We start from the raw sequence: 25,931 nt of genomic DNA, 5'->3' as shown, positions 1-25,931 counted from the left end.
TCAGCCTTTGGTCACAGTTTCATCGAGATTGAGCAGCAGGTTGCCGACGATGGTCCAGGCGGCGAGTTCGCAAATGTCGGCTTCGAGGGGAGGTTTGCTGGCGCCCACGTGGACGAGTTTGGCGGCGCTGACGCGGTCTTTCTCGAACTGTTTGAGTTCGCGTTTGTAAGCGTTTTCAAGAATACGGCGTTCTTTCGCGGATGGCGGGCGGCCCAGGGCGGTTTTGAAGGCGAACTCGATTTGTTCGCGGAGGGTCTTGCCCCCCTGGGTCATGATGCGGTGGCCGAGCGCGCGCGAAGCTTCGACATAGACCGGGTCGTTCATGAGGGTGAGCGCCTGGAGAGGGGTGTTGGTGCGGGGGCGCCGGACCGTGCATGTTTCGCGCGTGGGCGCGTCGAAGATGACGTAGGAGGGATAGGGAACGGAGCGGCGCCAATACGTGTAGATGCCGCGCCGGTAATTTTCGTCGCCCTGGCTTTGCACCCAGGAACGTGTGCCCTCGAAGGCCATGGCTTCCCACATGCCAGGCGGCTGATAGGGATAAACCGACTTTCCACCCACGCGCGGCTTGAGCAGGCCGCTGATCGCGAGTGCGTTGTCCCGGATTGTTTCGGCTTCCAGACGGCTGCGAGGAAAACGGGCGAGCAACCGGCTCTCGGGATCGCGCTTGAGCAAAGCCGCCTCGACTTCTGAATCCTGCCGGTAGGTGGCGGACATCACGATCATCTTGTGCATCGCCTTCATGTCCCAACCACGCTTGACGAACTCCACGGCAAGCCAGTCGAGCAATTCGGGGTGGGAAGGCCGTTCCCCTTGGGATCCAAACTCCTCGGCGGTCTTGACCAGGCCCGTTCCAAAATACTGCTGCCAATAGCGGTTGACCGTGACCCGGGACGTAAGCGGATGTTCGGGATGAACCAACCACTTGGCCAGCCCCAGCCGGTTCGGGGGAAGTCCTTCAGGCAAAGGGAAGACATTCGTGAGCACTCCGGGCTCAACCTTGGCCCCGCGGTTGCCGAATTCTCCGCGCACGAGCAAGAAAGAATCCCTTCGCTTCGACATGTCCTCCATCACCATCGAGACATCGATGCTGTTGCGGTGATCGTCGCGTTGCTTGCGCTTTTCGCCCAGCGTTTTGACCCATTCCTTGATTTCGGGGACGAACGTGCGGCGGTAATGGCGCTGCAATTCGAGCCGCTGATCCGGGTTACGTTCGGACTTCGAGACCGCGAAGATGCCGCGCGCGTTCTCGGGCAGATCGAAGAAATCACCCAGGAGGGCGGACGAAGTCGTCGAGAGTTTGAATCGCCCCAAAGTCTGCGCGGGTTTGGGCGACTCGAACTTGAGGGTCACCACCAATTCGCCGCGTTCAGCGAATCCGAACGGATCATGCGCGCGAAGGTAGAGCGAACGCGGCTTCTTCGCGGCATCGTCCTCGCCCAGGCTCCATCCGGTGGTGTTGCGGTCGTCCAGAACGCCCCCCGCCGAATATCCGCCCCCATTGAAGTCCGCCGTCGCGGCGGCCAGATCCACCGCATATTCCTTCACGGGCTCGGTGAGCAGCGCCGTTTTGAGGCCGGGACCGGCGTGATGGACGACTTTGACCAGGAGCGTGTTCTCGCCGGACTTGAAATAAGCGGGGATTTTGACCGTAGATTTCTGGCCTGCCTGGTCTCCTTCCGTCGCATGGAGCCGGCGTCCGTTCACCCACAGTTGCGCGCCGAGCTGATCTTCCAGGCTGACGAAGGCACGCACGGGCGAGTCGAAGTGGATCTTGCGCGTGACGAACGTGGCGGCGTTGGTTCCTTCAAAAGTGAACTCATCGGACGGATGATCCTTCAGCTCCCGCCATTTCAACTTGCCATCTTGATAGGTCTTGGCGAGGTCCAGGCCGTCTTCCGGCCCCCACTTTTTCTCAAGAGCTTCCTTGAGCGACCCTGCGGAAAACGGGCCGAGGATGGACCAAGCGTCTTGTCGGGAGGGCTTGGGCGCAGAGGGAAGGTCCCCGGCGGCTCGGGCCAGGACCGAAACGGAGGTCAAGACGAACTCGCCTTTGGCGCCGCGCCCGGATTTTCCCTCGGGCAAAGAGGAATCCGGGAGAGCCTCGAGCCGCAGCCCGATCAAGTTCGTCCCTTCGATGCTCAGGCGGGCTTCGTAGATTTCCTTGGGGGGATTCTTGCCCGAGGCGAGCACCGTGCCGTCGTCGGTCACGGAGAGTGTGGCGCCGGACCGGGCGCTGGCGGCGAGGGGCTTCCGCGCCTGCCAGGTGTCCATCACTTGTTCATCGATCTTCGCGATCCACGTGTCGCGATCCTTGTCCCGTGCGCCGTGGGCCTCTTCGAGCAGGGCACGATCGAGCGATTCGAGCGCGCCGATTTCCTTGTTGAATTGTTCGAGCCGGTTGCGCTGCTCGGACGAGCTCAACATGAGGCGCGGCACGGGGTTCTGTCCGGCGTCCAGCCCGTTCTCCGGGACATTGTTGAAATAGGCGAACATCTGATAGAACTCTTTCTGAGAGATGGGATCGTACTTATGGTCATGGCATTCGGCGCAGGCGAGTGAGGAGCCGAGCCAGACGCGAGCGGTCGTATCGACCCGTCCGACGACGTATTTCACCGAATATTCCTCGGGCATGGCGCCGCCTTCGGACGTGGTCATTTCATTGCGGTGAAAACCGGTGGCGATTTTTTGGTCCTCCGTTGGATTCGGGAGGAGATCTCCGGCCAGTTGTTCAACGGTGAACTGGTCGAACGGCATGTTGTTGTTGAAGGCCTTGATGCACCATTCACGCCAGCGGTGAACATCGCGGTGATCGTCGTGATGATAGCCTTGGGTGTCGGCGAACCGGGCCAAATCCAGCCAAAACATCACCATGCGCTCCCCGTACGCGGGGGACTTCATCAATCGATCCACGAGCTTCTCGTAGGCGCCCGCGCTGGTGTCCTGGACGAAGTCGTCGATTTCCTTGGGTATGGGGGGGAGGCCGGTGAGATCGAGTGTCACGCGGCGAATGAGCCGGGCGCGATCGGCTTCGCGGGACAGGGTCAGCCCTTCCTTCTCGAGACGGGCCAGGATGAAGCGATCGATTTCATTGCGGACCTTGGCCTCAGCCTGAACTTTGGGCAACTCGGACGCGACGGGCTTTGCGTAAGCCCAGTGGCCCTGCCAGGCAGCGCCTTGATCGATCCATTTCTGGAGGATTGCGATCTGGCCGGAAGAGAGCGGTTTGCCCCCTTTGGCGGGCGGCATGCGATCGTCCTCGTCCTGGGTCGTGATCCGGTGGATCAACTCGCTTTGAGCGCGATCACCAGGAACAATGGCCTTCTTGCCTGATTTGGCAGGAAGGAAAGCGGTTTCCTGGACGTCGAGGCGAAGGCCGCCTTTCCGCTTGTTTTCATCGGGTCCATGGCAGGCGTAGCAATGATCGGAGAGAATCGGACGGATATCGCGGTCGAATTGGACTCGGTCCTGGCCGAAGGCCGCCGAGGCCGCGAGGCCGAAAAAAAGCGCCAGCGCAAGCCATCGCCGCCGGGGCGATGTCGCGAGGTCCAAAAGCAGCGAACGCGCCGGGTTTCCGGGCGGAAGATGGACAAAGGCCAACATGACGGGAAGTCTAGCGGCGCTGACACTGTGGCGCAACCCTGGAGGCTGGGAAAAGATCCCCGGCGGTGCATCCGGAGGCTGTCGGGGACCGGGTTGCCGTGGTCACGCAGACAGCCCTGTCTGTTGTTGCGCAGGCGCCCCAGCCTGCGGAGCGACGAAGGGAACCAGGCGTGTGGAGAGGATGGAAGGACCTCGTTCTTCACCCGCCGGGCCGACTCGAAGCCGGCGATACAGCAGGCTGGGCAGCCTGCGCCACACGACAGACCACTTCGGGATGCACGGCCATCTCCCCGTGCATCCCGATGTTGTTGGTAGGGCGGGCCTGTCCCAGCCCGCCGCCCACGGGATGCAAAACATCATGCTCCGGCGGCGCGCCGGGACGGACGCGCCCTACCTGCATCCCCGGCAACTTCGGGATGCACCGGTCATCTCCGGGCCTGGGTTTTAACCATTTCCATGACCGCGTTCCTTGGCTATCTTTTCATCCGCCTGTCGCGCGCGACCGGCTGGATGCCATGACCCCAATCGATACTCTTCCTGATTCTCAAAACAAGGATCCCCAGCCCAATCCCCAGCCCCATGTGCTTGCCGTGGTGGGCAACCTGCACCCCGCGTCGGGCACACGGACGGTCGTCCTCCGAGCCGCCGACATCATGCGCTCGCAGGGTTGTTCCACGGATGTCCTCGATCTCTCCGTCGAGTCGCTGAGCATGTTCGACGCCAATGCGTCCTACGCGTTGCCGGGCTATCCCACGCTCAAAGTGAGGGTGGAGCGCGCGGACGCGCTCATCCTTGGAACTCCCGACTATCACGGAAGCATGAGTGGAGCGCTGAAGAATTTCCTCGACCATTTCTGGAGAGAGTTCGCCGGCAAGTTGTTTGTGCCGGTCGTCGGCTCGCCGGAGAAGGGGCTGACCGTTGCCGATCAGATTCGCACCGTCGCCCGGCAATGCTACGCGTGGTCGCTGCCCTACGCCGTTACTTTCTCGGACAAGGAAGATTTGAAGGATGGAGAAGTTTCGAGTGACAACTTGAAACATCGCTTGCGCATGATGTCCCGGGATGCGCGGATTTACGGAGGGCTTCTGTCCGGCCAGCGCCGGGAGGATCTCGCCGGCAACGACGCGTGCTTCATGGCGCGTTATCGCATCCCGACGGGATAGTTCCGAAAAGGAGGACGCATGAAGAACGCATCCCCCGCGGGTGTCGTCCCTCCCGGGGACCGCGCGATGTCCGCCCCTGCTCGATCCGGGGCAAGCGAGCCCCCAGGCGCGGTGTCCACGCCAGGAGCGTGGGAAATTCCGCGCGCCATGCGCTTGCTTTTCTTCGCCGGGATTTGGACGTTGATTGGGCTGAGTTTTGCCGGACAGTTCTACATCTCGAGTGCCAACGCGGGCAGTCCGGTGAGCTGGAGGCAGGCATTGGCCTGGTCGCTGGGGGATTGGTATGTCTTCGCCCTGCTTTCCTGGCCCGCTTCGCGCTGGATTCAAAGTCATCCCTTGCGCCGGGCATCGTGGTGGAGGCCGGCGCTGCAACATTTGATCGCCGGCGCTGTTTTCTCCCTGCTTTACATGGTGCTCCGGGCGTGGGTCGGGCAATGGCAGGGACAATGGTCGGGAAGAAGCGCCACGTTTGCCGACGCGTTCTCCCCGTTGCTCGTGAAAACCTGGCACTTCAACATCCTGATCTACGGCGTGCTCCTGGCGGTGGTGCAGGCGTTGGAAAACGCGCGCCGGTTTCAGGAGCGAGCCCAGCGGGCGGCGGAGTTGGAGCGGGGCCTGGTCCAAGCCCGATTGCAGGCGCTGCAGATGCAACTGAACCCCCACTTTCTTTTCAACACCCTGCATTCCATCTCCACCTTGATGCACCGGGACGTGGAACTCGCGGACCGCATGATCGCGCGCCTGGCAAACCTCTTGCGATACTCGCTCGATCATTCCGAGACTCGGGAAGTCACGCTGGAACGCGAGCTGGAGGCCTTGGAACTCTACCTGGACATCGAGCAGACGCGGTTCGGTCCGCGCTTGACGACGCGATTCGACATCGCGCCGGAAACGCGGGAAGCGCTGGTGCCGAACCTCATCCTTCAGCCCATGGTTGAAAACGCCGTTCGGCACGGCCTTGAACCCACCGGGCGTCCCGGCCAGATCGAGATCCTCTCGAGTTTGCGTGGAGGTCGGCTCCAGCTCGAGATTGCGGACAACGGCCGGGGCTGGAGCGGGGCCTCGCGCGAAGGCGTGGGGTTGTCCAACACGCGGGCAAGGCTGCAAGCGCTTTACGGGGACGACGCCAAGCTGGAAGCCGGGCCGCGCGCTGAAGGCGGCTCGGTCGTGCGAATCAGCATGCCCTTCCACAAGGAACCCCGGGCTGAAACGTAGCCGGTCGTTGCGGACGGAAACGGTTCGGAACCGTTCAACCTCCCGACTAACTTGGTGGTGAAGTGAGTCGGGAGGTTCAACTCTCCATGAACCTTCAGGTGTGAGGGCGACGTTCCACCGCCACCCTGCATTTTCGATCGGGAAAGAGGATGGGATGCGGTGGAACGCATCCCTCCCGCCTCAGGTTCATGGCTTCAACTCACGTTCAGTTTGGAGGTCCATTCTGCCCATGGACACTCATTCGTCTGCATCGGCGATCATTGAACCTCAGCACCCCCGTGCTTGGTGGAAGCGATTGCCAACGGGCGTTTGATCCGCCACTCTCACCGGAGATTCCACGCCTATGCACCGCGCTCCCAAAGCTTCCTTCCTGACCTTTACATCGATTCTGGCCCTCCTCCTCTCAGGCGCAGAGGCCTCGGCGGCTCGAGCCAGCTTTGCCGCGGTCGAAAAGGAATTCGATTCCAGAGTCCATCCGCTCCTGGAACGTTACTGTTACGATTGCCATTCCACCGAGAAACAGAAGGGCGACCTGGACCTGCAGCGTTTTCGAACGCTGTCCGAAGTGCGCAAGGATCCCCGGGTTTGGGAACAAGCGCTGGAACAACTGTCCCACGGCGAAATGCCGCCCGCAAAAAGTCCGCAGCCATCGGAAGCGGAACGGCAGCGCATGCGGCGCTGGATCCGGGATTACTTGCATCAGGAAAGTCTGGCTCAAGCGGGCGATCCCGGTCGGGTCCTGATGCGCCGGCTCAGCAACGCCGAGTATGACGCCACCGTGCGCGACCTCACCGGCGTGGACCTCAAGCCTTCCCGGGAATTCCCGGTGGACGGCGCCGCGGGCGAAGGCTTTGTCAACACCGGCGAAGCGTTGGTCATGTCCCCGGCGTTGGTGGACAAATACCTCGACGCCGGCAAAACGATCGCTGGCCATGCCGTGCTGCTTCCGGATGGGTTCCGTTTTTCCGCGAGTTCGCGCCGCGGGGATTGGGTGGCCGGGTTGCTCGCCGAGATCAAGGCTTTCTACGCCCGTTACACGGACAACCAGGGCGGCACCCGGATCAATCTTCAAGGAATCCAGTTTGACACCAACACCGGCGGGCGGCTCCCGATCGAACGTTACCTTGCCGCGTTGATCGAGGAACGAGACCAGCTTCGCCAAAGCAAGTCTGACCGCTTCGAGGCCGTCGCGATCCGGCGCGGTTTGCACGCCAAGTATCTCCGCGGCTTATGGAATCTCCTGGAAGGCCGAGAACCGCTCTTCCTCATCGACGGGCTGCGGGCGCGCTGGAAGTCCGCCCGCCCGGGTTTGGAAAAGGAATGGGTCGAAGAAATCACCCGCTGGCAAGGCGCCCTCACGAAGTTTCAAACCGTGGGGCACATGCGCCCTTGGATGGTCCCGGTCGATCCAATCGCCGAAAAACAGGAAATTCGCCACGTCATTCCCGTCCCGGAACGCGAAGCCACTGCCAACGTGGTGCTGGGCGTGAACGACGCGGGTGACGGGGCCACCGAGGATGTCGTCGTCTGGGAGAATCCGCGGCTCGCCTTGGCGGGTGGCGCCCAAGTTCCCCTGCGCGACCTGCGCGTTTTTACCGAGCGGATGCTGGCCCGCCGCGAACGTGTCTTCGCCAGCGCGGCCCGAAGCCTGGCCGCCGCCGCGGAGTTTCTCGATGCTCCGGATCGCGCCGACCGCCAAGCTTTGGCCGCGAAACATCAGTTGGATCCCGCCGACCTGCAGGCTTGGTTTGATGGCCTGGGTCTCGGATCTCCCGGTTCCCACAAACTGGAACTGATGACCGGCCGGATCGAGAAATCGGCCAACTACGATTTCGTCAAAGGCTGGGGATCCGGCAACACCCCCAACCTCGTGGCCAACGCCTCGACGCAACACGTGCGCATCCCGGGTAATGTTCCGGGTCGAGGCGTCGCCATGCATCCCGCGCCGAAGCACGCGGTCGCCGCGGGCTGGCGCAGTCCCCTCCGCGGATTGGTCCGGGTCCAAGGCAAACTGACCCACGCCCATCCCGAATGCGGCAACGGGGTGACTTGGTCGCTGGAATTGCGCCGGGGCGGCATGCGCCAGCGCCTCGCATCCGGGATCGCCCAGGGCAATCGCGCGGGGACCTTGGGGCCGATCGAGGATGTTTCCGTGCAAGAGGGTGATCTGCTCTCCGTCGTGGTTGGACCCCGCGATGGGAACCACTCGTGCGATTTGACGGGTGTCGAGTTTTCTCTGCGCGAAAAAGAAGGCGCACGCCGCGAGTGGGACCTCGCCAAAGACATCGCCGACGACGTGCTGGCGGGCAATCCTCACGCCGATCGCTGGGGCCATGCCGCGGTATGGCACTTTTACATGGAGCCCATCGCCGAGTCGGGAGCCGTTCCTTCGGTCATTCCTCCAGGCTCAATTCTGTCCCGATGGTCCACGGAACGGAGCCCGTCCCAGCGTGCGTCCCTCGCCCGGGACTTCGAAAACCTGCTGCGAACGGGTCCGCCCTCCGGCACGAACAACCCGGATCGGACGCTCTTCCTCCAACTCGCCTCTGCGACGGGTCCACTCCTTTTCCCACAAGTGGCCGCGTGTTTGAAGTCGGATGAAAAGCAACCCACCGAAGGCAACTCCGATTGGGCGTTGCCTCCCGACATTTTTGGCCGTCATCCAAACCACGGTGCTCTGGCGGCCGCGGATCTCTGCGTGAAGGCTCCGGCCTGGCTGGAAATGAAATTGCCGGGGAGTTTGTTCGCCGGCTGCGAATTCCTGACCACCGCGAAACTCCATGAATCGGCGGGTGGCGCCGGGAGTGTTCAAGTCTCCGTCTCGAGCTCTAAGCCGGGGGCGGCAAGCGGACTCTCTCCCGCACCGTTCGTCGCCACGGGAGCGGGACGCGGCGCGTGGGGCTCGGATGCGGGCGGGGTGTCGCACACCGCGCCCGTGCTGGCCAAGCCCGGCAGCACAGCCTGGAACTCGGCGAAGAAAGGGTTCGAAACGTTCCGGACGTGGTTTCCGGCGGCGCTTGGCTACACCAAAATCGTGCCGGTCGATGAGGTGATCACCCTGACCGTGTTCCATCGCGAAGATGAACCGCTCCTGCGGCTCATGTTGAACGAAGAGGAAAAAGCGCAACTCGACAAGCTCTGGGCCGAGCTTCGCTTTGTCGGTCAAGACGCGCTCACCATCGTGGACGCCTACGCGCAGCTCATGGAGTACGCGACGCAGGACAGCAATCCGAAGCTGTTCGAACATCTGCGCGAACCCATCACGTCCCGCGCGGCTGCGTTTCGGTCCGAGATGGAAGCCGCCGAGCCGAGGCACCTGGACCACTTGATCCGGTTTGCGCACAAGGCTTGGCGCCGTCCCACCACCTCGGCCGAGGAGTCGGAATTACGGCGCCTTTACGGGTCCCTGCGGGCGGAAAAGCTGGGGCATGAGGAGGCTTTTCGACTGACGCTGGCCCGAGTGCTCGTGGCTCCCTCCTTTCTCTACCGGGTGGAACAACCTCAACCCGGAGCCGAGCCGAGGCCGGTGTCTTCCTGGGAAATGGCGAACCGTTTGAGTTACTTCTTGTGGTCTTCGTTGCCGGACGAAGCCCTTTTTCAATCCGCGCGACAAAACCGGTTGTTGCGCGAAGAAGACCTGGTGGTTCAAGGGCGGCGCATGCTTCAAGATCCTAAAGTGCGCGCGCTCGCGGTGGAATTCGCCTGCCAATGGTTGCACCTTCGCGATTTCGACACGCATGACGAGAAAAGCGAACGGCATTTCCCGGCCTTCGCCTCGCTGCGCGGAGCCATGTATGAGGAGGCGATCCGATTCTTCGTCGATCTGTTTCAACGGGACGGATCGGTGCTCGAAATCCTCAACGCGGATCATGTTTGGGTCAACGCGGAGCTGGCTCGCCATTACGGCATCCCCGGAGTCGAGGGGGCTGAGTGGAAGCGCGTGGAACGCGCCGGACACTACGGACGAGGCGGCGTGCTGGGCATGGCGGCGGTGCTCTCGAAACAAGCCGGCGCTTCCCGCACCAGCCCGATTCTCCGCGGCAACTGGCTGGTCGAAACGCTGCTGGGCGAGAAGCTCCCCAAGCCTCCGCCCAACGTTCCCCCATTGCCCCAAACGGAAGCGGAAACGGGCGAGCTGACCGTCCGAGACATCACCGAGAAGCACAGCAAAGTGCCCGAGTGCGCGGTGTGCCATGTGCGGATCGATCCCTTCGGCTACGCTTTGGAACGTTACGATGCCATTGGCACTCGCCGCGACCGTGATGCGGCCGGACGCCCCATCGACGTGAAGGTGGAACTGCCGCTCACCGGCAAACCGGTCGTGGAGGACATGGCCGGATTGCGCCGTTACCTCGCGGAGGAACGCGGCGACGAGATTGTGCGGGTTTTTTGCCGCAAGCTTCTCGGCTATTCCCTGGGACGCGCGCTCAAACTTTCGGACAAGCCTCTCGTCGAGCGAATGATGACGGAGCTCAAGCGCAAGCAATACCGGGTGTCCGCCGCGATGGAAACCATTCTGAAAAGCCGTCAGTTCCGCTATCAACGCGGTTTGGAAGCCACCGTGGAAGAGAAACTGTGAACACTCTTCAGTGGGCGCATCCCGAAGTTGTCGGCACACTGGCGCAGGCTGCCCAGCCTGCAGTGTCGCCGACTGCCAGTCGGCCCGGCGCGTGAAGATCGAGGCCCCTCCATGCTCTCCACGCGCCTCGTTCCCATCGCCGCCCCGCAGGCTGGGCAGCCTGCGCCACAGCAGACAGGGCTGTCGGCGTTACCACGAAAGCCCGGTCACCGACAACTTATGGATGCGCTGCTCTTCACGGGCGTCGAGCCTCGGTCGAACCCTCGAAAGAGCACGCTTCGAGCCGCGCGGGCGGCCAGAATCCGCGAAATTCGAATCCACGCAACCAGGGCTGGACCGCCATCTCGTGGTCGAGCTGGATCAGGAAGATCCAGGGCGCATCCCGCACCACCTGGCGCTCAATGGACTGGTAATGGGAAATGCGTTGGGCGGGATTGACCTCGCGATCCGCCTGGCGAAAGAGTTCTTGCACGTCCAGGTTGGAGTAGAAGGAGGTGTTCATGCACGCTTGCTCCGTGATGTTGTCTCCATTAAGCAGGCAATCGAGTGTTTCCTTCGGGTCGTCCGCAATCGTCACCCAGTTGTACATCGACAGGGGCACCGTGCGGCGGCGCCCTACGGAATCGTTGAGCGCGGCAAAACTCACGGAGTGAATCCGCGCCTCCACTCCGATCTCGCGTAGATTTTGCTGCACGAAGAGCGCCGACTTCATCCAAACCGGGTTCTCCTGCGGCGCCCAGAGCTGCGTGGCAAAACCGTTCGGAAAGCCTGCTTCCGCGAGGAGGCGGCGGGCGAGCACCGGATCGTAGGAGTATTCGGGCAGGCCGCGGTTGAACCCGCTGACCACCAACGGCAGCGGACCCCGCTGCGGCTGGCCGCGGTGGGAAAGAACTTTCATCAAGCCCTGGCGATCCACCGCGTGATTGAGCGCCACCCGAACCAGCCGGTTCGTAAAGGGCCCCATTTCGCAGTTCATGACCACATAGGTGGGCGTCGTCCCGCGCACCACACGCAACAAGGAGCGGAGCGAGGGATTGCGGCGGAAACGAATAAAGTCCTGATCGGCCAGGAAATAGAGGAAGTCGAGTTCACCTCTTTCGAACATCATCGCTTGTGTCGTGCGATGGACGTTGATCAAAACATCAATGCCGCGAAACGGCTTTGAGACCGTTCTGAAAGAGTGGGGATTTTGTTCGAATCGCAACGCAGCGCCCGGAACCCATCGTCGAATTCGATAAGCGCCCGTGCCGGCAAGGGGGATGGGCGACCTCTTTCCATCCCACGAGGCATCGACCCGGGCAATGCCTCCCGCGGGGGTGCCCAGCACATGAAGAAAGGCGAGATCCGGCTGTTTGAGCCGAAAGCGAAAAGTCAGCGGATCCATGGATTCCACCCCGGCCAAGGCCACAGGTTCGATCCACCGCTCCCCCTTGCCCCGCGCGTCCCGACCCGGATCCTGCTGCTCCCGCTTGCGGGCCGACTCAAACTCCGCCGCGCCGAGCAGATTCTTGAAATAGACGGTCAGGAGCGCGCCATGCACGGGATTGAAGATTCGCTCGAAGGACTTGACCACCTCGATCGACGTCAACGGTTGGCCATTGGAAAACCGCACGCCCGGATGAAGTCGAAAGGTATAAGTCAATCCGTCGCTGGAAATCTCCGGCAGCGATTCTGCCAGCACCGGTCTGAATTGCCCATCCACCCCCGCTTCCAAAAGCGTATCGAAGACAAATCGCGAAAGCGTTCCTTCCTCATTGGAAAAAGCTCGAACTGGATCCAGGCTGCGCGGGTCCGCTTCCACTGCCAATCGCAGCGTATCACGGGCGGGTTTCGTCGAAGAGGCCGCGAGTGAGCGTGTTTGAAATCCCCCCACCAGCACCGCCGCCCAAGCCAGAGCCAAAGCACGGCGCCCCCTCATCTTCTTGCCAAATGGCAGGCCGCCGAACGCTTCTCATTCAGGGCCCGCAATGCGGGGAGTTCCGTCCGGCATCGAGTTTCCGCCACGGGACAGCGCGGGTGAAAGGGACACCCCGCCGGAGGATTGATCGGAGAAGGAGGGTCGCCCCCCAGCACCATGCGCTTTCGTCTGCGATCCGGATCGACCGTGGGAATGGCGGAAATCAAGGCCTGGGTGTAGGGATGCTTCGGGCTGGCGCAAATCTCGGAAGCAGGCCCTTCCTCCACAATCCTCCCGAGATACATCACCAGGATGCGATCGCTGATGTGTTCCACCACCGCGAGGTCGTGCGCCACGAACAGGTAGGCCATTCCGCGAGCCTGTTGCAAATCCTGGAGCAGATTCACAATCTGCGCCTGCACACTCACGTCGAGCGCGCTGACCGGCTCGTCGCACACCAACAGCCGGGGCTCCACCGCCAAAGCGCGCGCGATGCCAATGCGCTGGCGCTGACCGCCGCTGAACTCGTGGGGGAATCGCGCGGCGTGAACCGGATCCAAGCCCACGTCGGCGAGCAACTGCTCCACTCGGCGGCGGCGATCCGCGGCGTTCGCGGCCAGCCGGTGAATATCCAAGGCCTCCCCGATGATGTCCTCCACGGTGAGGCGCGGATTGAGCGATCCGTACGGATCTTGAAAGATCATTTGAAAGCGGCGGCGCAGGGGTCGGAGCTGTTGCTCGCCCCAGTGCGTGATCTCGTTGCCTTCAAAAAGAATGCGTCCGGCGGCGGGTTCCAGGAGCCGGATCAACGCGCGCCCCAGCGTGGTCTTGCCGCAGCCGCTTTCTCCGACCAATCCCACCGTCTCGCCGGGTTGCAGCGACAAGCTGACGCCCTGGACGGCCCGCACCCATTCCGTGGGCGGCCCGAAAAAGGGCCGCTTGACCGGAAATCGAACTTCGAGGTCTTGAACTTCCAACAGCGTGGCCATGCCGAGGGTGCTTGTGGTCAAGAAACGGATGGGGTTCGAGGTTCAGCTTGGCGGGAGGATGCCTGGATTTTTTTCATTTCGCCCCGGCCCCCGTCCAGGGACAACGCACGGCGCGTCCTCCCTCCTGAGTCAAGAGCGCGGGCTGTTCCTCGCGGCACTCCGGTTTCGCCTGCGAGCAGCGCGGGTGAAAACGGCAGCCGGCGGGAAAAGCGCCGGGCAACGGCACGCTTCCCGGGATGGTTTCCAGGCGTTCCCCTGCGTTTTCAAGGGAAGGAATGGAACGGATCAACGCCCGGGTGTAAGGGTGCAACGGTCGGCGCAAAATGTCGCCCGCCGAACCCGACTCCACAATCTGTCCCGCGTAAAGCACCGCCACCTCGTCGGCCAAATCCCCGGCCAAGCCAAGGTTATGGGTGATCAGCAGGACCGCCATGCCCAACTGGGCGCGCAAGTCCCTCAACAAATCGATGATTTGGGCCTGGATGGTGACGTCGAGCGCCGTCGTGGGTTCGTCGGCAATGAGCAACTGGGGACGCGACGCCAGCGCCATCGCGATCATCACGCGCTGCTGCATGCCGCCGGACAACTCGTGCGGATAGCTACGCGCTCGCGTCTCGGGAGCGGGGATGCCGACCTGTTTCAACAGTCGCACGACTTCGGCGTCGGTGGCGGCGTCCGGGCGATGATAACGCAACGCCTCCTTGATCTGGGATCCGACCCGGAAAACCGGATTGAGGGAAGCTCCCGGCTCCTGAAAGACATAGCTCACCACCCCTCCGCGAATGCCGCGCAATTCCCGCGCGTTCATCTTGAGAACGTCGCGTCCTTCGATCCAGATCTCTCCACCCGCGTAACGCGCCGGTGGACTGGGGAGCAGCCGGGCGATGGACAGCGCCGTGACACTCTTGCCCGATCCGCTCTCGCCTACGAGGCAGAGCGTCTTGCCCGCTTCGAGGGAAAGCGAAACTCCATCCACCGCCCGGGACGCCGACGAGCCGGAACCGAATTCGAGCTGAAGATTTTTGATCTCGAGGAGCGGCATGAAAAGCGCCTAGCCCGGAAATTGCATACTTGTCCCGTGACTGGGAATTTCCGGGCTGGAGAAACCGCGCCCTCGTGGCACGAAACAACTCATTTTGGTTACGCCCGAGGAATGACTTCGTTCAACCGTGTGTTGAGAGGAAAATGCATGCATCAGGGTGAGCAGGGACGCGGTTCTATCTAGCCCGCATTGTATAAACTCGTTTGTGATCGTTTTCCATTCCAGTCGAGTGTGAAACATGCGGGCTAGGTCCCGGTTTGGATGCGAGGATCGATCGAGCCGTAGAGCAGATCGACCGCGAGGTTGGCCGCGACCACCAACAACGCGCTGAAGAGCACCGTGCCCATGATCACGGGCACGTCCAGATTGAACACGCTTTGCACGGCCAGAGTGCCTATGCCGGGAAGCGCGAAAACGTTCTCGACGAACATCACCCCTCCCAGCAACGCGGCCACGTCCATCCCCAGCACGGTCACCACCGCAATGAGGGCGTTCCGCAATCCGTGCCGGAGGAGCACTGCCGACTCGGACGCACCCTTGGCGCGCGCCGCGCGGACGAACGGACTACGCAGCACCTCCACCATGCTGGCATGGATCAATCGCGAGTAGTAACCCACCGAAAGCAAGGCCAGTGTCGCCGCCGGCAACAACAAATGCTGCCAGCCGTGAAATCCGGCCACCGGAAACCAACCCAGCTTGTAGGACAACGAGTATTGAAGCATGCGTGCCAGCCAGAACGAGGGAATCGAAAGCGACAATGTCGCCAGAACCAGGACGGACCGATCCAGCCAAGTGCCCTGGCATCGCGCGGTGTAGACGCCCAAGGGCACCGCCAAGGCCAGCCAAAACAACACCGCCAGGCCGGACAACGCCGCGGTGACCGGGAGTCGACTTAAGATGGCCTCCGCCACGGGCTGGTCAGTGACATAAGATTGTCCCAGATCTCCGCGAGCGATCCGGGCCAAATGCAGCCCCAGCCTGTTCCACATCGGTTCGTCCAGATGAAATCTCTCACGAATGGCCTTGATGACGTCGGGAGTCGCTTTGGGCCCGGCGATCACTCGAGCCACGTCACCCGGCACCGCATTGACCAACAAAAAAGTAAGCACCGCCGTCCCCAACAACGTCACCAGAGCCCCGGCTAGACGTTGGAACAGCCGGGTCATCATGGAAATCGGCGATCCAAAGATACTCGGGAGCTCACAAAGCAAACCTAGAATGTCCCCCAAACCGAGGTCGAGGGGAAAACGAGCAGCAACGCTCATCGGGAGGAGCGCGGCTGTGTCGGAGACCAGCCGCAGCGCGCTGACAGGTCGGAAGACTCCAGATTTTTCAACGTGCGGCGGGGCTCGAAGGACGACCCAGCCGCGCTCCGGGGCCAGACGAGAACGACTGGAAAACGAGAATCCCCGCGACTTACCCCAGCCGTCTCAACACCAAGGCGAGCACGGTCAGGATCACCATCATTCCGCCCGGCATGAATTTTTTCGATTTCGCGAGCCGCATGCCGAAGAACACGAGAAGAAAGGCCAGGACAATATCGGCGACGTAGGATTGGAAAATAATTCCGGACGCGCTCAAGCTCAGGATGGCGGCGAAAGACACGGACGCGATCAGCGAGGCCTTGCTGCCAGCCTTGAAAAACCCCACCAATCCGCCCGCCACCAGCAAGACGATGTAAACCCAAAGCACCGTGTTGGGATTGATCAAGCCAAGGACCGGACCAAGATCGAACAAGTTCATGCGGCCCCGAAGGTTCGGCTAAACGGCGTTCTCGTCGAGCGAAAATCGACGTCCGCCGCCTCGAATATCCCTGACATCCTTTCTTTGGCGCCTGCCGAGGGAGGCGCGTCGCCGCGTTCCCATCCACCACCCAAACAGAGAAGAATTCTCCATCCGTCCGTCTGATCCGTGGTTGCCCCGGAAAAAGCTCAGCCGTTAGTCGTGGAACAGGGGAATGCAAACACGTCTTGTCGATGGCCGGACTCGGTTCTACACTCCCCTGGCTCTCGTCCTGGAACCGACTCAGGGCCGAACGCTGACCATTCATGGCTTTCAAAGAACAAAGCGACCTGCAACTCAAAGCCTACTTCGGTGATGTGCAGGCTCAGTATGAGCTCGGTCTGCGCCACACGCGAGGCGAGGGCGTGGCCCTCGATTACACGGCGGCAGTCTCCTGGCTGTCCAAGGCGGCCGCGGCGGGCCTGCCTGAAGCCCAGTTTGTGCTGGGAGCGCTTTATCAAAACGGACAGGGCGTTCCTCGCGACACGGAACGAGCCGCCCACTGGTATCATTTAGCGGCCGAAAAGGGCCATGCTGCCGCCCAATTCAATCTCGGCTATTGCTACGAAACCGGTGAAGGCGTCCCCAAAGGAAAAGACGACGCGGTGCTCTGGTATCGTCTGGCCGCCTCGCAAGGTGATGAGGACGCACGAGCGGCCCTGCAGGAGCTGCTCGGCACACCCCATTCCCCGCAAAGCCTCCACGAATTAGAGCAATTGGCGGATACCCAGCTCCAGTCCGGAGGCTTTGAAACTTCACGTGAGAATTTGGTGCCGCGCGCCTAGGGTGGGGACGCCACCGCCCAATTCTGCCTCGGCATGCGCTATCTTGAAGGAGACGAGGCATCCCGGGATTATGACAAAGCGGTCAGTTTGCTTCGAAGAGCGGCCGATCTGGGGAACACCGACGCTCAATTCGCCCTCGGATCGCTTCACCGCTCAGGCCAGGGAGTCGAGAAGAATCTCGAAACAGCGCTGGTTTATTACCGGCTCGCGGCCGCTCATGATCACGCGGCGGCGGCGTTCAACCTTGGATTCGCCTACGAAACCGGCGAGGGTGTGGACGTCGATCTGAAAGAAGCCCTGAAGTGGTATCAACTTTCCGCCAAACTGGGGGATCCTGACGCTCAGCAAGCTTTGCTCGATCTCGAACAAGAACGAGCCGGCCAGGAGTCCGCTGCCCCGCCTGTGGTCACCGCCGCGCCTGCCGTTGCAACCCCTCCACCGGAGCCCCTTCCGGCCTCGCCCCCGGCACCCGAAGAGCTCAAGCTGGATCCTCCGCTTTCAGAACCGGCGGAACCGCCAAAGGCCACCGAGATCTATGAAGAGGAATTGCAACCGAGCCTTCCCTTGGCCGCCATCGAACCCCCGGCGCCGCCTCCCCCGCCGGTCTCCAGCCCGGTCCAACCGGCGGACATGAAGTTGCCCGAGATGGCCTCGGTTTCTGCTGTTCCCGAAAATCAACCCAAGACACCTGCCGCTTCGACACCTCCGGCCGCATCCGATTCTTTGCCGAAGATCATGAAACAAGACGATTTGCCCCTGCCTGCCGCTGGCGATGTTGCGGGCATGAACCAACTGGCCAAGCAGTATCTCACCGGTGTGGGCGTGGCCCGGGATGAAGTCCTCGCCTCGCTGCTCTACCGCCAATCCGCCGAAAGCGGCAGCGTCGAGGCGCAAATGGCCATGGCCGAACTCTGCCAGCAAGGCCGCGGGGTGCCTCAAGACTACACGGAAATGGCCGCGTGGTATGCCCGATCCGCCGGTCAGGGCAGCGCGGAAGGCCAAATGCGCCTCGCCGTTTGTTATGAGCGCGGGGAAGGCGTTCCGCGCGATCCGGCGGAATGCCTCAAGTGGTTCGAAAAAGCCGCCGCCTCAGGCCACGTCGAAGGCCAGATCAAACTCGGGTATTCGCTGAACACCGGCTCCCATGGCCGCCTCGATCCTTCCGCCGCCTATCATTGGTTTGCCAAGGCCGCCGCCCAAGGCAACGCCAAAGGCCAGGTGAAAGCCGGATTGGCACTGCTCCACGGACGCGGAGTGAACCCCGATCCGGCGGGAGCCTCCCGATTGCTCGAGGCGGCGTCCGAACAAGGCGAAGTCGAGGCATGGCATGCCCTGGGGCTCATGACTCAGAAAGGCAACGGCCGAAAACAAGACGCGTTGGGCGCCGTGCGCTATTTCCGCAAAGCCGCCGAAGCCGGCCACGCGGGCGCTCAGTTGCAACTGGCCTTGTGCGCTTCCGATGGACTCGGCATAAAGCAGGATTGGGCGGAAGCCGCCAAGTGGTTCAAGGCCTCCGCGGAACAAGGCGAGGCAGAAGCCCAGTGGAGATTCGGACGCTGCCTCGAGGAAGGACGTGGCGTCACACCCGCTCTGGACCAAGCCGCCGAGTGGTACCGAAAATCAGCGACGCAAGGATTTCTCCAAGGACAAAAGCGGCTCGCCCAAATGCTCGATGCCGGCCTCGGCACCGTCAAGGATCCTTCCGGAGCCGCCCAATGGTTTCACGAGGCAGCCGAACAAGGGGACGCCGATTCTCAACTGCGCCTCGCCCAATACTTCGACCAAGGGATCGGGGTCGGCCAGGATCACGCCATGGCGGCCAAGTGGTTTTTCGCCGCCGCGGAACAAGGCGTCCTCGAAGCCGAAATCATGATGGCACGCTACCGCGAACAAGGACTTGGGGTTGAGCGGGACGAGGCCGAAGCGGTCCAGTGGTACGGGCGCGCCGCAAAGCAAGGTCATGCGGAATCGCAATTCCACCTCGGCCGCCGATTCGAACAAGGCCGGGGCATCTCGACAAACTTGGTCGAGGCCTACACCTGGCTTAATCTGTCCGCCGCGCTTGGATACAGCGCTGCGGTCGCCTATCGGGACAATGCCCTCAAAGCCCTGACCCCGGAACAATCCGCGGAAGCCCAGAAGCGAGCCACTGCCCTTTATAAAGAGCTAGGCCCTCAACTCCTGCGCGCCCGCCAGGCCGGTGGAAAATGGCAGGAGTTGCTGGCGCGAAAAGCCCCGCCCTCCGCCGGGCGTTAGCCAGGAGCGTCCATCATCAGGAGCAACCCCATCCCGAGCACCGCCGAAAGCAGCGTCACGGGAATGCCCCAGCGCGCGTAGTCCCAAAAACCCACTTCGCAGTGGCCTCGCGCCGACTCCACCACGATGACGTTGGCGACGGATCCCAGAATTGTGAGATTCCCGGCGAACGTGGTGCAGAGCGCCAGCACTTTCCACATCAGTTCCGGATCCTGAAATCCGGGGATCCACTTTCCCGCCACGAGCACAAACGGGACATTCGAGAAAACATTCGATCCCACAGCCGAAAACCAGGCCAAGTTCCATGCCTGCGATTCCACGCTCGCTCCGAAGAGACCCCGCACGGACTGAAAGGCCCGCTCCGACAGACCGGTGCCGTTCAAGCCCTCCACCACCACGAAGAGCGCGGCGAAGAAGAGCAGAAGATGCCAATCCACACCTTTCAATACCTCGTGGGTGTCCCGCCGGGCCAAGACCATGAGCACCGCCGCCCCGCTCAGCGCGGTCCATGCCATGGGCCAGCCCGCCAGGAATCCCGCGAAGACAAGACCAAGGCTCCCAGCGCCAGACCGCAGAGACGCGCGTCGGGAGAAGGCGCTGGACCCTCTGGAGATTCAATCCGGCAGGCCGCGAGTTCGCGGCGAAACCCAAAGCCCAGCACCGCGCACTGGATCGCTAATCCCACGAGGGCCACCGGCAATAAGGACGCGCTGAAAGTGGCAAATGGGATTTTTGAGAAAGTTCCGATCAGGACGTTTTGGGGATTTCCCACCAGCGTGGCGACGCTTCCCACATTCGCGCTCATGGCCAGTGCCAGCAGATAAGGGGGCAACGGCAGCTTTCCTTTGACCATCACCCGCACCACCAGCGGGGTCAGCATCAGACAGACCGTGTCATTGACCAGGAGGGCGGAGAGGACACCCGAGGCCAGGGTCAGTCCAATCAACAAACGTTGGGGCGAACCCGCGCTTCGCAGAATAAAATCAGCGGCCCATTCGAAGAAGCCTCCCAGGGAAAGATACGAAGCCACCAGCATCATCCCCAGCAACAGCACCAACGTGTCGTGATCCACCGCGCGATAGGCCTGCTCTGGAGTCAGCACCCCGGCCGCCACCATGCCCGCTGTGCCAAGCAACGCCGCGGCCGGCCGGTTCAGCGGGAGGATTTTCAGCCGCCGACCGCTGATCAAGGCGTAGGTCACCGCGAATATCCCCACCGCCCAGTAATCCCGCGTGTCCGGCATCAGCGCGACAACGTGTTCGAGGCCGCGGTTTTGACCTTCAACCCCACGAGCTCATAGGCCTTGCCGGTGGCGAGCAGCAACCGGGATTCGCGATTGGCGGAATAATACCAATTCGAGGCCAGCGTGGTTTCAGAGCTGGTCAGCCCGGACCGGGTGTCCACGAGCTGGTCGATGTTGATCTTGCCCTCGAAATACTCCTGGAGCCGGCTCTCGAATTCCTGCGCCTTCTTTCGAATGACCTCCATGTTTTGCGTTCGATTCCGATCGTTATCGAGCAAGGCCCGGGTCTCGGTGGTGATGCGGCGGCGCACTCGCAATTCCTCCGCCTCGATTTCCGCTTCGAACTGGCGGATTTCCGCCTCCGCTTTGAGTTGTGAAGATTTCAGAACTCGCCGGTCGTTCAAACGAACGTTCAATCCTCCACCCACCGTCCATCCGCGAAAACGGTCGTCGAAACTTTGCGATCCCAGGGGAAAGGTGGTGCCCTCCAGAAACGCGGTCACATCGTAGCGGCCGTTGATCGCCCGCTGCCGCTGCAACTCCGCGTTGTTCTTCGCGTCTCGCAGCACGGTGAAGGCAGGGTTGTTCTCACGGGCCCGGTCCAGCAGGGCAGCGAGCTTGGCCGGATCATCCGCCGAATCGGCAAAGGGACTCACGCGATACTCGGGAACCCGAATCTGAAGGGGTGTCCCCGGTGCCAGCGCCAGATACGATCGCAGAATCTCCGTGTCCTCCTTGCCTCGCGAGGCATAGAGATTGCGGGATGATTCCGCGCTCCCGCGGACCGATTCCACTCGCGCCTGGTCTCCGGCTGGCAGCCTGGAATCCGCCAAAATCTTGGCCAAGTCCGACGCGTAACGGTCGTAAACCTCCACCAAGGCCTGATAATAGACCGCCTCGTTGAAAAACTCCAATGCGTCGTCCACCACGCCGCTGTAGTTCTTCAGGTAATCCAACTGAGCCTTGCGCGCCGTCGATTCCTGAAAGGCCTGCGCGATAATGCGTTCCTGCCTCCGCCGCGATCCCAGGAACGGCATTTCCAACCGCGTCCGCACCAGCGCGCCGCTCCCCGCCTCCACGTCGGTGCTGCCGTCCATGAACGGGCCGAACTCGTAACGCGAATACGCGCCGCCCACCTCGGTGCTCAAGACCGCCCCCTCGAACGTCTCCTTCTTCAATCCCACCACGGTCTCCACCGTGTTGCCGAACGCGTCGCGGCGATTCGGGAAATCCGACAAATCCGAGCGGAGTTCCACGAACGGCTCCAATCGACTCAAGTTCGCCCGAAACTCGTCCAACCCATGCCGCGCCGCATCCATTTCCTCGCGCGAGGCCCGGACGGTGGGATTGCGGGTGAACACGAGTTTCACGATCGAATCGAAACTCAACTCGGGCGGTGGGGCAAGGTCCACACCCGGCGCAGCCGCCACCCGGCCCGCACTCCAGAGCAGCACCCACCCCAGGACCCAGCAAACCGGGAAACCCCATCGCTTGCCGGGCCGTCCCGCGGACCGCCTCGCACGGCGTGGCGATCGGGGAACCGAGGGGTGCGCGAACTTCAAGTTCTGTGACATCGGCGATCTCATGGGCGACTCTAAGACTAAGTGACCGGCTCCCAAATTCAATGCCCGGTTTCGAAGAAGACCGAGTTTAGGGTTGAATCCACTGCGGTGATTCCGCACCAATAGCCAGGACTTATGAAATTGGACGAATCGCAACGACAGAAGGTTTCCTCTTGGATCCAGGAAGGACTGCAACTCGGCGACATCCAAAAGAGGTTGGACAAGGAATGGGGCCTGATCCTGACCTACATGGAAGTCCGCTTCCTGTTGGATGATCTGAAGCTGGCTCCGAAAGATGTCGAAAAGGTCGCGGCGCCGCCCATGCCCAACCTGAAGCCCGGAGGCGCGCCGCCTCCATCCACGCCCCCGCCGCCCCCATCCCCCGCACCGGCCCCCAAGTCCTCCCCGCCCTCGCTGACGCGGGAAGAAGCTGCTCCCATGGGCAACGTTTCTGTCGTGGTGGACCGCGTCACGCGACCCGGCGCCGTCGCCAGCGGCCAAGTGAAATTCAGCGATGGCAAAGCCGCCCAGTGGTATCTGGATCAAATGGGGCGCCTGGGGTTAGTTCCCGAGGAGAAGGGCTACAAACCCAGTCCTTCGGACCTGCAATCCTTCCAAGCGAGCCTCGAGAGCGAGCTCTCCAAGCTCGGCTTTTGATTCGAGACGCGATCGGACGCCACGCCCCGGAGAGACTCTCGCCGGCCCAAATTCAGGAAAGCATTCCCGCATCGTCCCTCGGCCCATGATTACCTTGCGCCTCGTTTTCAGTCTCGCTTGCGCGGGAATCCTCGCTCCCCTGCCCGCCTCGTCCGCCACCCCCAAAGAGCCCGAAGCCCAAAAGGAAGCGGATTGGGTGGACGGCCGATGGGAGAAGACCGAGACCGGCCCTTTCCTGGCCAGCAGCGTCAAGCTTCCCAGCGGCTGGGTCGCCAAAGGCCTCTCCATCCGCTTGAAAGGCGCGGGCAACATGGACAACACCACCGTGCTGTATGACACGCTTCAGGGAGTGCTCCGCGGTGCTTGGATGGGAAACTTTTTGAAATTCTCCCCCGCGAGATTTGGCCTCACGGACGCGCCCCAAGTCGGCGGACATGTGGTATTCCAAAGCCGCGCCGACGCCAGCTGGCTCATGGATGGCAGGCCCGTTCCGACCCGGCATCAGGGATTGTCCCTGCGGGGAGAACGCGTCGTCCTCGAATATGATGTCGGAGGCGTCAGCATCCTGGAATCCCCGGGGATCGCCCGCCGGGGGCCTCGCGTTTGCCTCGTCCGTCTTCTTCGCATCGGTCCCTCGGTCCAACCGCTCGAAGTTCCACTCTTTCAAGGCGACCGCGCGGTCGCGTCCTCCGAGCAATGGGCGGGCGTCGTCCGGGACACGACCGAGGTATGGGCCGGGCTCTTCGGAAATGCTCAAGCCAGCCTCAAACCCCGCGGGTCCGATATTTACCTGGTGGTGGAAGCCTCCCCGGCGCCTCGCCAGATCGAGATTCGCATCTTTCCGGAATTGAGCCAGCCCTTGCGTGCGGTGGATTTCGAGCTCCAGGCCTCCGTCCCCGCCGACTCGCTGGAAGCCTGGCTTGAAGCCCACGATCACCGTCGCTGGGGCGCAGAACTCGAGTTGGAAGGCAAACGCTCCCTCGATCGCGATTTTCTCGCGGTGGACGAGATTCCCGTTCCCTTCGACAATCCCTGGAATGCGTTGATGTTTCTCTCCGGCATCGACTTCACTCCAAACGGGGACGCCTATGTCTGCTCGATTCACGGCGATGTCTGGCGAGTGCGCGGGCTCGATGATTCACTCACCCTCGTCAAGTGGAAGCGATTTGCCACCGGCTTGTTCCAGCCGCTCGGGCTCAAAGTCGTCGCCGGACATGTTTGCGTGCTCGGAAAAGACCAGATCACCCGCTTGGTCGACACCAACGACGATGGGGAAGCCGATCGCTACGAAAATGTCTCCAATGTCATCGCCACTTCGATCGGCGGACACGACTACGTCACGAACCTGGAAACGGACGATGAAGGGCGATTCTATTACGTCGATCCCCGCGGAGCTCACCGCGTCTCCGCGGATGGAACTCGCGACGAACTTCTGGCCACGGGCTGGAGAAATCCCAATGGCATGGGACTGGGCCCTGGCAACATCCTCACGGTGACTCCACAGCAAGGCACTTGGACGCCTGCCTCGGCGATATTCGAAGTCACTCCTGGCGGTTACTATGGGTTCGGGGGTCCCAAACCCGACAAAGCCGGCCCGCTCGGTTACCACCCGCCCCTGTGTTGGATCCCCCACGCGGTGGACAATTCCAGTTCCAGCCAAGTCTGGGTGCCAGCCGGCCAATGGGGTCCACTCACCGGGTCCATGCTGCACTTGGTCTGGGGGCGCTGCAACATGATGCTCGTGCTGCGAGACCCAGACGAGGGGACGGTTCAGGGGGGGGTGGTGGGATTGCCGGCGAAGTTCCTTTCTGGCCCCATGAGGGGTCGCTTTCATCAAGGCGCGCTCTACGTCGCCGGCTCGACCGGCTGGCAGACCAGCGCGGTGAAGGACGGCAATCTGGCCCGGGTCCGTTTCACGAACAAAGCGCCACGGCTTCCCCTCCAACTCCGCGCGCACCAAGACGGCGTCTGGATCCGCTTCAGCCTGCCGCTGGAAAAATCCACCGCCATGGATCAAGGCAGCTACGCGCTCAAGCGCTGGAACTATCGCTACACTTCCCAGTACGGTTCGAAGGACTACCAAGTCTCCCTTCCCGACCAGGAAGGGCGCGAAGAGGTAGCCATCGAGTCCGCCAAGCTCTCCCTCGACGGACGTTCGGTGTTCCTTAAGACCGGACCTCTTGGTCCCGCCATGCAAATGGAACTGAAATACAATCTGGCGATCGAAACCGGCGAATCTGTGTCATCCCCGGTCTGGTTCACCGTCAACAAACCTCGACCTGCCTTCGGAGAGAAACTTCCATGAGCGTCCGTCCGCCCTCCAACGCTCGTACAACTCCCCTCCGTGGCCCGAAGCCGACTCGACGACCCTCCGCGTCGCTGGCATCCATGGTCGAGTGGTCCAACCGCACCCTTCGTCTCCCGGCTTTTGTGGACTACCCCGGGGCCGTGAATGGTCTCCAAGTCGAGAACCAGGGACGCGTGCATCGCATTGCCGCTGCGGTGGACGCGAGCTTCACCACCGTGCGCAAGGCCGTTTCCCAAGGCGCGAATCTACTCGTCGTTCATCATGGATTGTTTTGGGGAACAACCCATCCCTGGACGGGTCGACGTTACGCCCTGATCCGGGAGCTCATGGACAGCGACATGGCCGTCTATAGCGCTCACCTTCCCCTCGATGCTCATCCGCGACTGGGAAACAACGCCCTGCTCGGACGCGCTCTGGGCCTGGGCCGCGGCCGCCCGTTTTTCGAACACCAAGGTGCGAAGATCGGACTGCGCTTTGAAACCAGGCTTCCGAGGCTCGAATTGAATCGGCGCATGGGCGGCGTTCTGAGGGTGCCGCCCATTCTCATTCCGGGAGGCCCCGAACTTTGCCGGCAGGTGGGGGTCATCACGGGCGGTGGCGGTTCGGAAATTGTCAAAGTGGCTCAGGAATCGGTCGATACCTTCGTCACCGGGGAGGGACAGCACTGGACTGCCGCCCTGGCGGAGGACCTCGGGGTCAACCTCTTTTACGGCGGCCACTACGCTACTGAAACGTTTGGAGTGAAGGCGCTGGCCGCTGCTCTCTCGGATCGCTTCAACGTCCCCTGGTCATTCGTCGATCACCCCACGGGCCTCTGACCAGGCGGAGCAATCACGCCCGGTCCAAAGCA

General features: G+C 62.1%; 16 protein-coding genes and 1 pseudogene. 8 read left to right on the top strand and 9 right to left on the bottom strand.

Translation table 11 applies throughout. The annotated features are described in order from the left end of the window. Both FJ404_03880 and FJ404_03875 read right to left on the bottom strand, forming a co-directional pair. Positions 1 to 3,603 carry a DUF1553 domain-containing protein gene (locus FJ404_03880; GenBank protein MBM3822024.1) on the bottom strand — a complete coding sequence of 1,201 codons (3,603 nt, stop codon included), beginning with the start codon at positions 3,601 to 3,603 and terminating at the stop codon, positions 1 to 3. Between the two features lie 199 nt (positions 3,604 to 3,802). Beyond that, complete coding sequence (locus FJ404_03875) at positions 3,803 to 4,012, bottom strand: hypothetical protein (GenBank protein MBM3822023.1); 210 nt, start codon at positions 4,010 to 4,012, stop codon at positions 3,803 to 3,805. 106 nt (positions 4,013 to 4,118) lie between these two features. Here FJ404_03875 and FJ404_03870 point away from each other — a divergent pair, with 106 nt between their 5' ends. The 3 genes from FJ404_03870 (at position 4,119) to FJ404_03860 (ending at position 10,560) form a co-directional block, all read left to right on the top strand. After that, positions 4,119 to 4,766, top strand: a complete 648-nt coding sequence (locus tag FJ404_03870) for an NAD(P)H-dependent oxidoreductase (protein ID MBM3822022.1) — start codon at positions 4,119 to 4,121, stop codon at positions 4,764 to 4,766. A gap of 18 nt (positions 4,767 to 4,784) precedes the next feature. Then, positions 4,785 to 5,981 (top strand): histidine kinase, encoded by a 1,197-nt coding sequence (locus tag FJ404_03865; protein MBM3822021.1) that lies wholly within the window; start codon positions 4,785 to 4,787, stop codon positions 5,979 to 5,981. A 343-nt stretch (positions 5,982 to 6,324) separates the two neighbouring features. Next, the gene (locus tag FJ404_03860; GenBank protein ID MBM3822020.1) at positions 6,325 to 10,560 is read left to right on the top strand and encodes a DUF1592 domain-containing protein; all 4,236 of its coding nucleotides are present in this window, start codon (positions 6,325 to 6,327) and stop codon (positions 10,558 to 10,560) included. 235 nt (positions 10,561 to 10,795) lie between these two features. Here FJ404_03860 and FJ404_03855 read toward each other — a convergent pair whose 3' ends face one another. From FJ404_03855 to FJ404_03835, 5 genes are all read right to left on the bottom strand, one after another. Then, complete coding sequence (locus tag FJ404_03855; protein ID MBM3822019.1) at positions 10,796 to 12,478, bottom strand: ABC transporter substrate-binding protein; 1,683 nt, start codon at positions 12,476 to 12,478, stop codon at positions 10,796 to 10,798. Then, on the bottom strand, positions 12,475 to 13,446 hold the full coding sequence (locus FJ404_03850) for a dipeptide ABC transporter ATP-binding protein (GenBank protein ID MBM3822018.1): 972 nt from the start codon (positions 13,444 to 13,446) through the stop codon (positions 12,475 to 12,477). The genes FJ404_03855 and FJ404_03850 overlap by 4 nt, the downstream gene beginning before the upstream one ends. A gap of 73 nt (positions 13,447 to 13,519) precedes the next feature. Next, complete coding sequence (locus tag FJ404_03845) at positions 13,520 to 14,488, bottom strand: ABC transporter ATP-binding protein (GenBank protein MBM3822017.1); 969 nt, start codon at positions 14,486 to 14,488, stop codon at positions 13,520 to 13,522. 245 nt (positions 14,489 to 14,733) lie between these two features. Next, positions 14,734 to 15,753 carry an ABC transporter permease gene (locus tag FJ404_03840; protein ID MBM3822016.1) on the bottom strand — a complete coding sequence of 340 codons (1,020 nt, stop codon included), beginning with the start codon at positions 15,751 to 15,753 and terminating at the stop codon, positions 14,734 to 14,736. A gap of 151 nt (positions 15,754 to 15,904) precedes the next feature. Beyond that, positions 15,905 to 16,231 carry a hypothetical protein gene (locus tag FJ404_03835; GenBank protein MBM3822015.1) on the bottom strand — a complete coding sequence of 109 codons (327 nt, stop codon included), beginning with the start codon at positions 16,229 to 16,231 and terminating at the stop codon, positions 15,905 to 15,907. A gap of 305 nt (positions 16,232 to 16,536) precedes the next feature. On the opposite strand from FJ404_03835, the gene FJ404_03830 reads away from it, so the two are divergent. Further along, positions 16,537 to 17,055: a sel1 repeat family protein gene (locus tag FJ404_03830; protein ID MBM3822014.1), complete on the top strand. Its 519-nt coding sequence runs from the start codon at positions 16,537 to 16,539 to the stop codon at positions 17,053 to 17,055. A gap of 33 nt (positions 17,056 to 17,088) precedes the next feature. Beyond that, entirely contained in the window at positions 17,089 to 19,311 is a 2,223-nt protein-coding gene (locus tag FJ404_03825) for a sel1 repeat family protein (GenBank protein ID MBM3822013.1), read from the top strand. On the opposite strand, the pseudogene FJ404_03820 reads toward FJ404_03825, so the two are convergent. Together FJ404_03820 and FJ404_03815 are read right to left on the bottom strand one after the other, a co-directional pair. Continuing rightward, a pseudogene (locus tag FJ404_03820) lies at positions 19,308 to 20,554 on the bottom strand (anion transporter). The gene FJ404_03825 and the pseudogene FJ404_03820 overlap by 4 nt on opposite strands. Further along, entirely contained in the window at positions 20,554 to 22,140 is a 1,587-nt protein-coding gene (locus tag FJ404_03815) for a TolC family protein (protein ID MBM3822012.1), read from the bottom strand. The pseudogene FJ404_03820 and the gene FJ404_03815 overlap by 1 nt, the downstream one beginning before the upstream one ends. A 111-nt stretch (positions 22,141 to 22,251) precedes the next feature. On the opposite strand from FJ404_03815, the gene FJ404_03810 reads away from it, so the two are divergent. The 3 genes from FJ404_03810 to FJ404_03800 all read left to right on the top strand — a co-directional run bounded on the left by FJ404_03810 (position 22,252) and on the right by FJ404_03800 (position 25,899). Beyond that, on the top strand, positions 22,252 to 22,773 hold the full coding sequence (locus tag FJ404_03810) for a hypothetical protein (GenBank protein MBM3822011.1): 522 nt from the start codon (positions 22,252 to 22,254) through the stop codon (positions 22,771 to 22,773). 85 nt (positions 22,774 to 22,858) lie between these two features. Next, positions 22,859 to 25,078, top strand: coding sequence for a hypothetical protein (locus FJ404_03805; protein MBM3822010.1), 2,220 nt, complete (start codon positions 22,859 to 22,861; stop codon positions 25,076 to 25,078). Positions 25,079 to 25,161: 83 nt separating this feature from the next. Continuing rightward, entirely contained in the window at positions 25,162 to 25,899 is a 738-nt protein-coding gene (locus FJ404_03800) for a Nif3-like dinuclear metal center hexameric protein (protein MBM3822009.1), read from the top strand. The last annotated feature ends 32 nt before the right edge of the window (positions 25,900 to 25,931 follow it).

The organism is Verrucomicrobiota bacterium, assembly GCA_016871495.1.
Taxonomy (GTDB): Bacteria; Verrucomicrobiota; Verrucomicrobiia; order Limisphaerales; family VHDF01; genus VHDF01.
The sequence above is the reverse complement of the archived record's forward strand: the minus strand, read 5'-3'. Positions and strand labels throughout refer to the sequence as shown.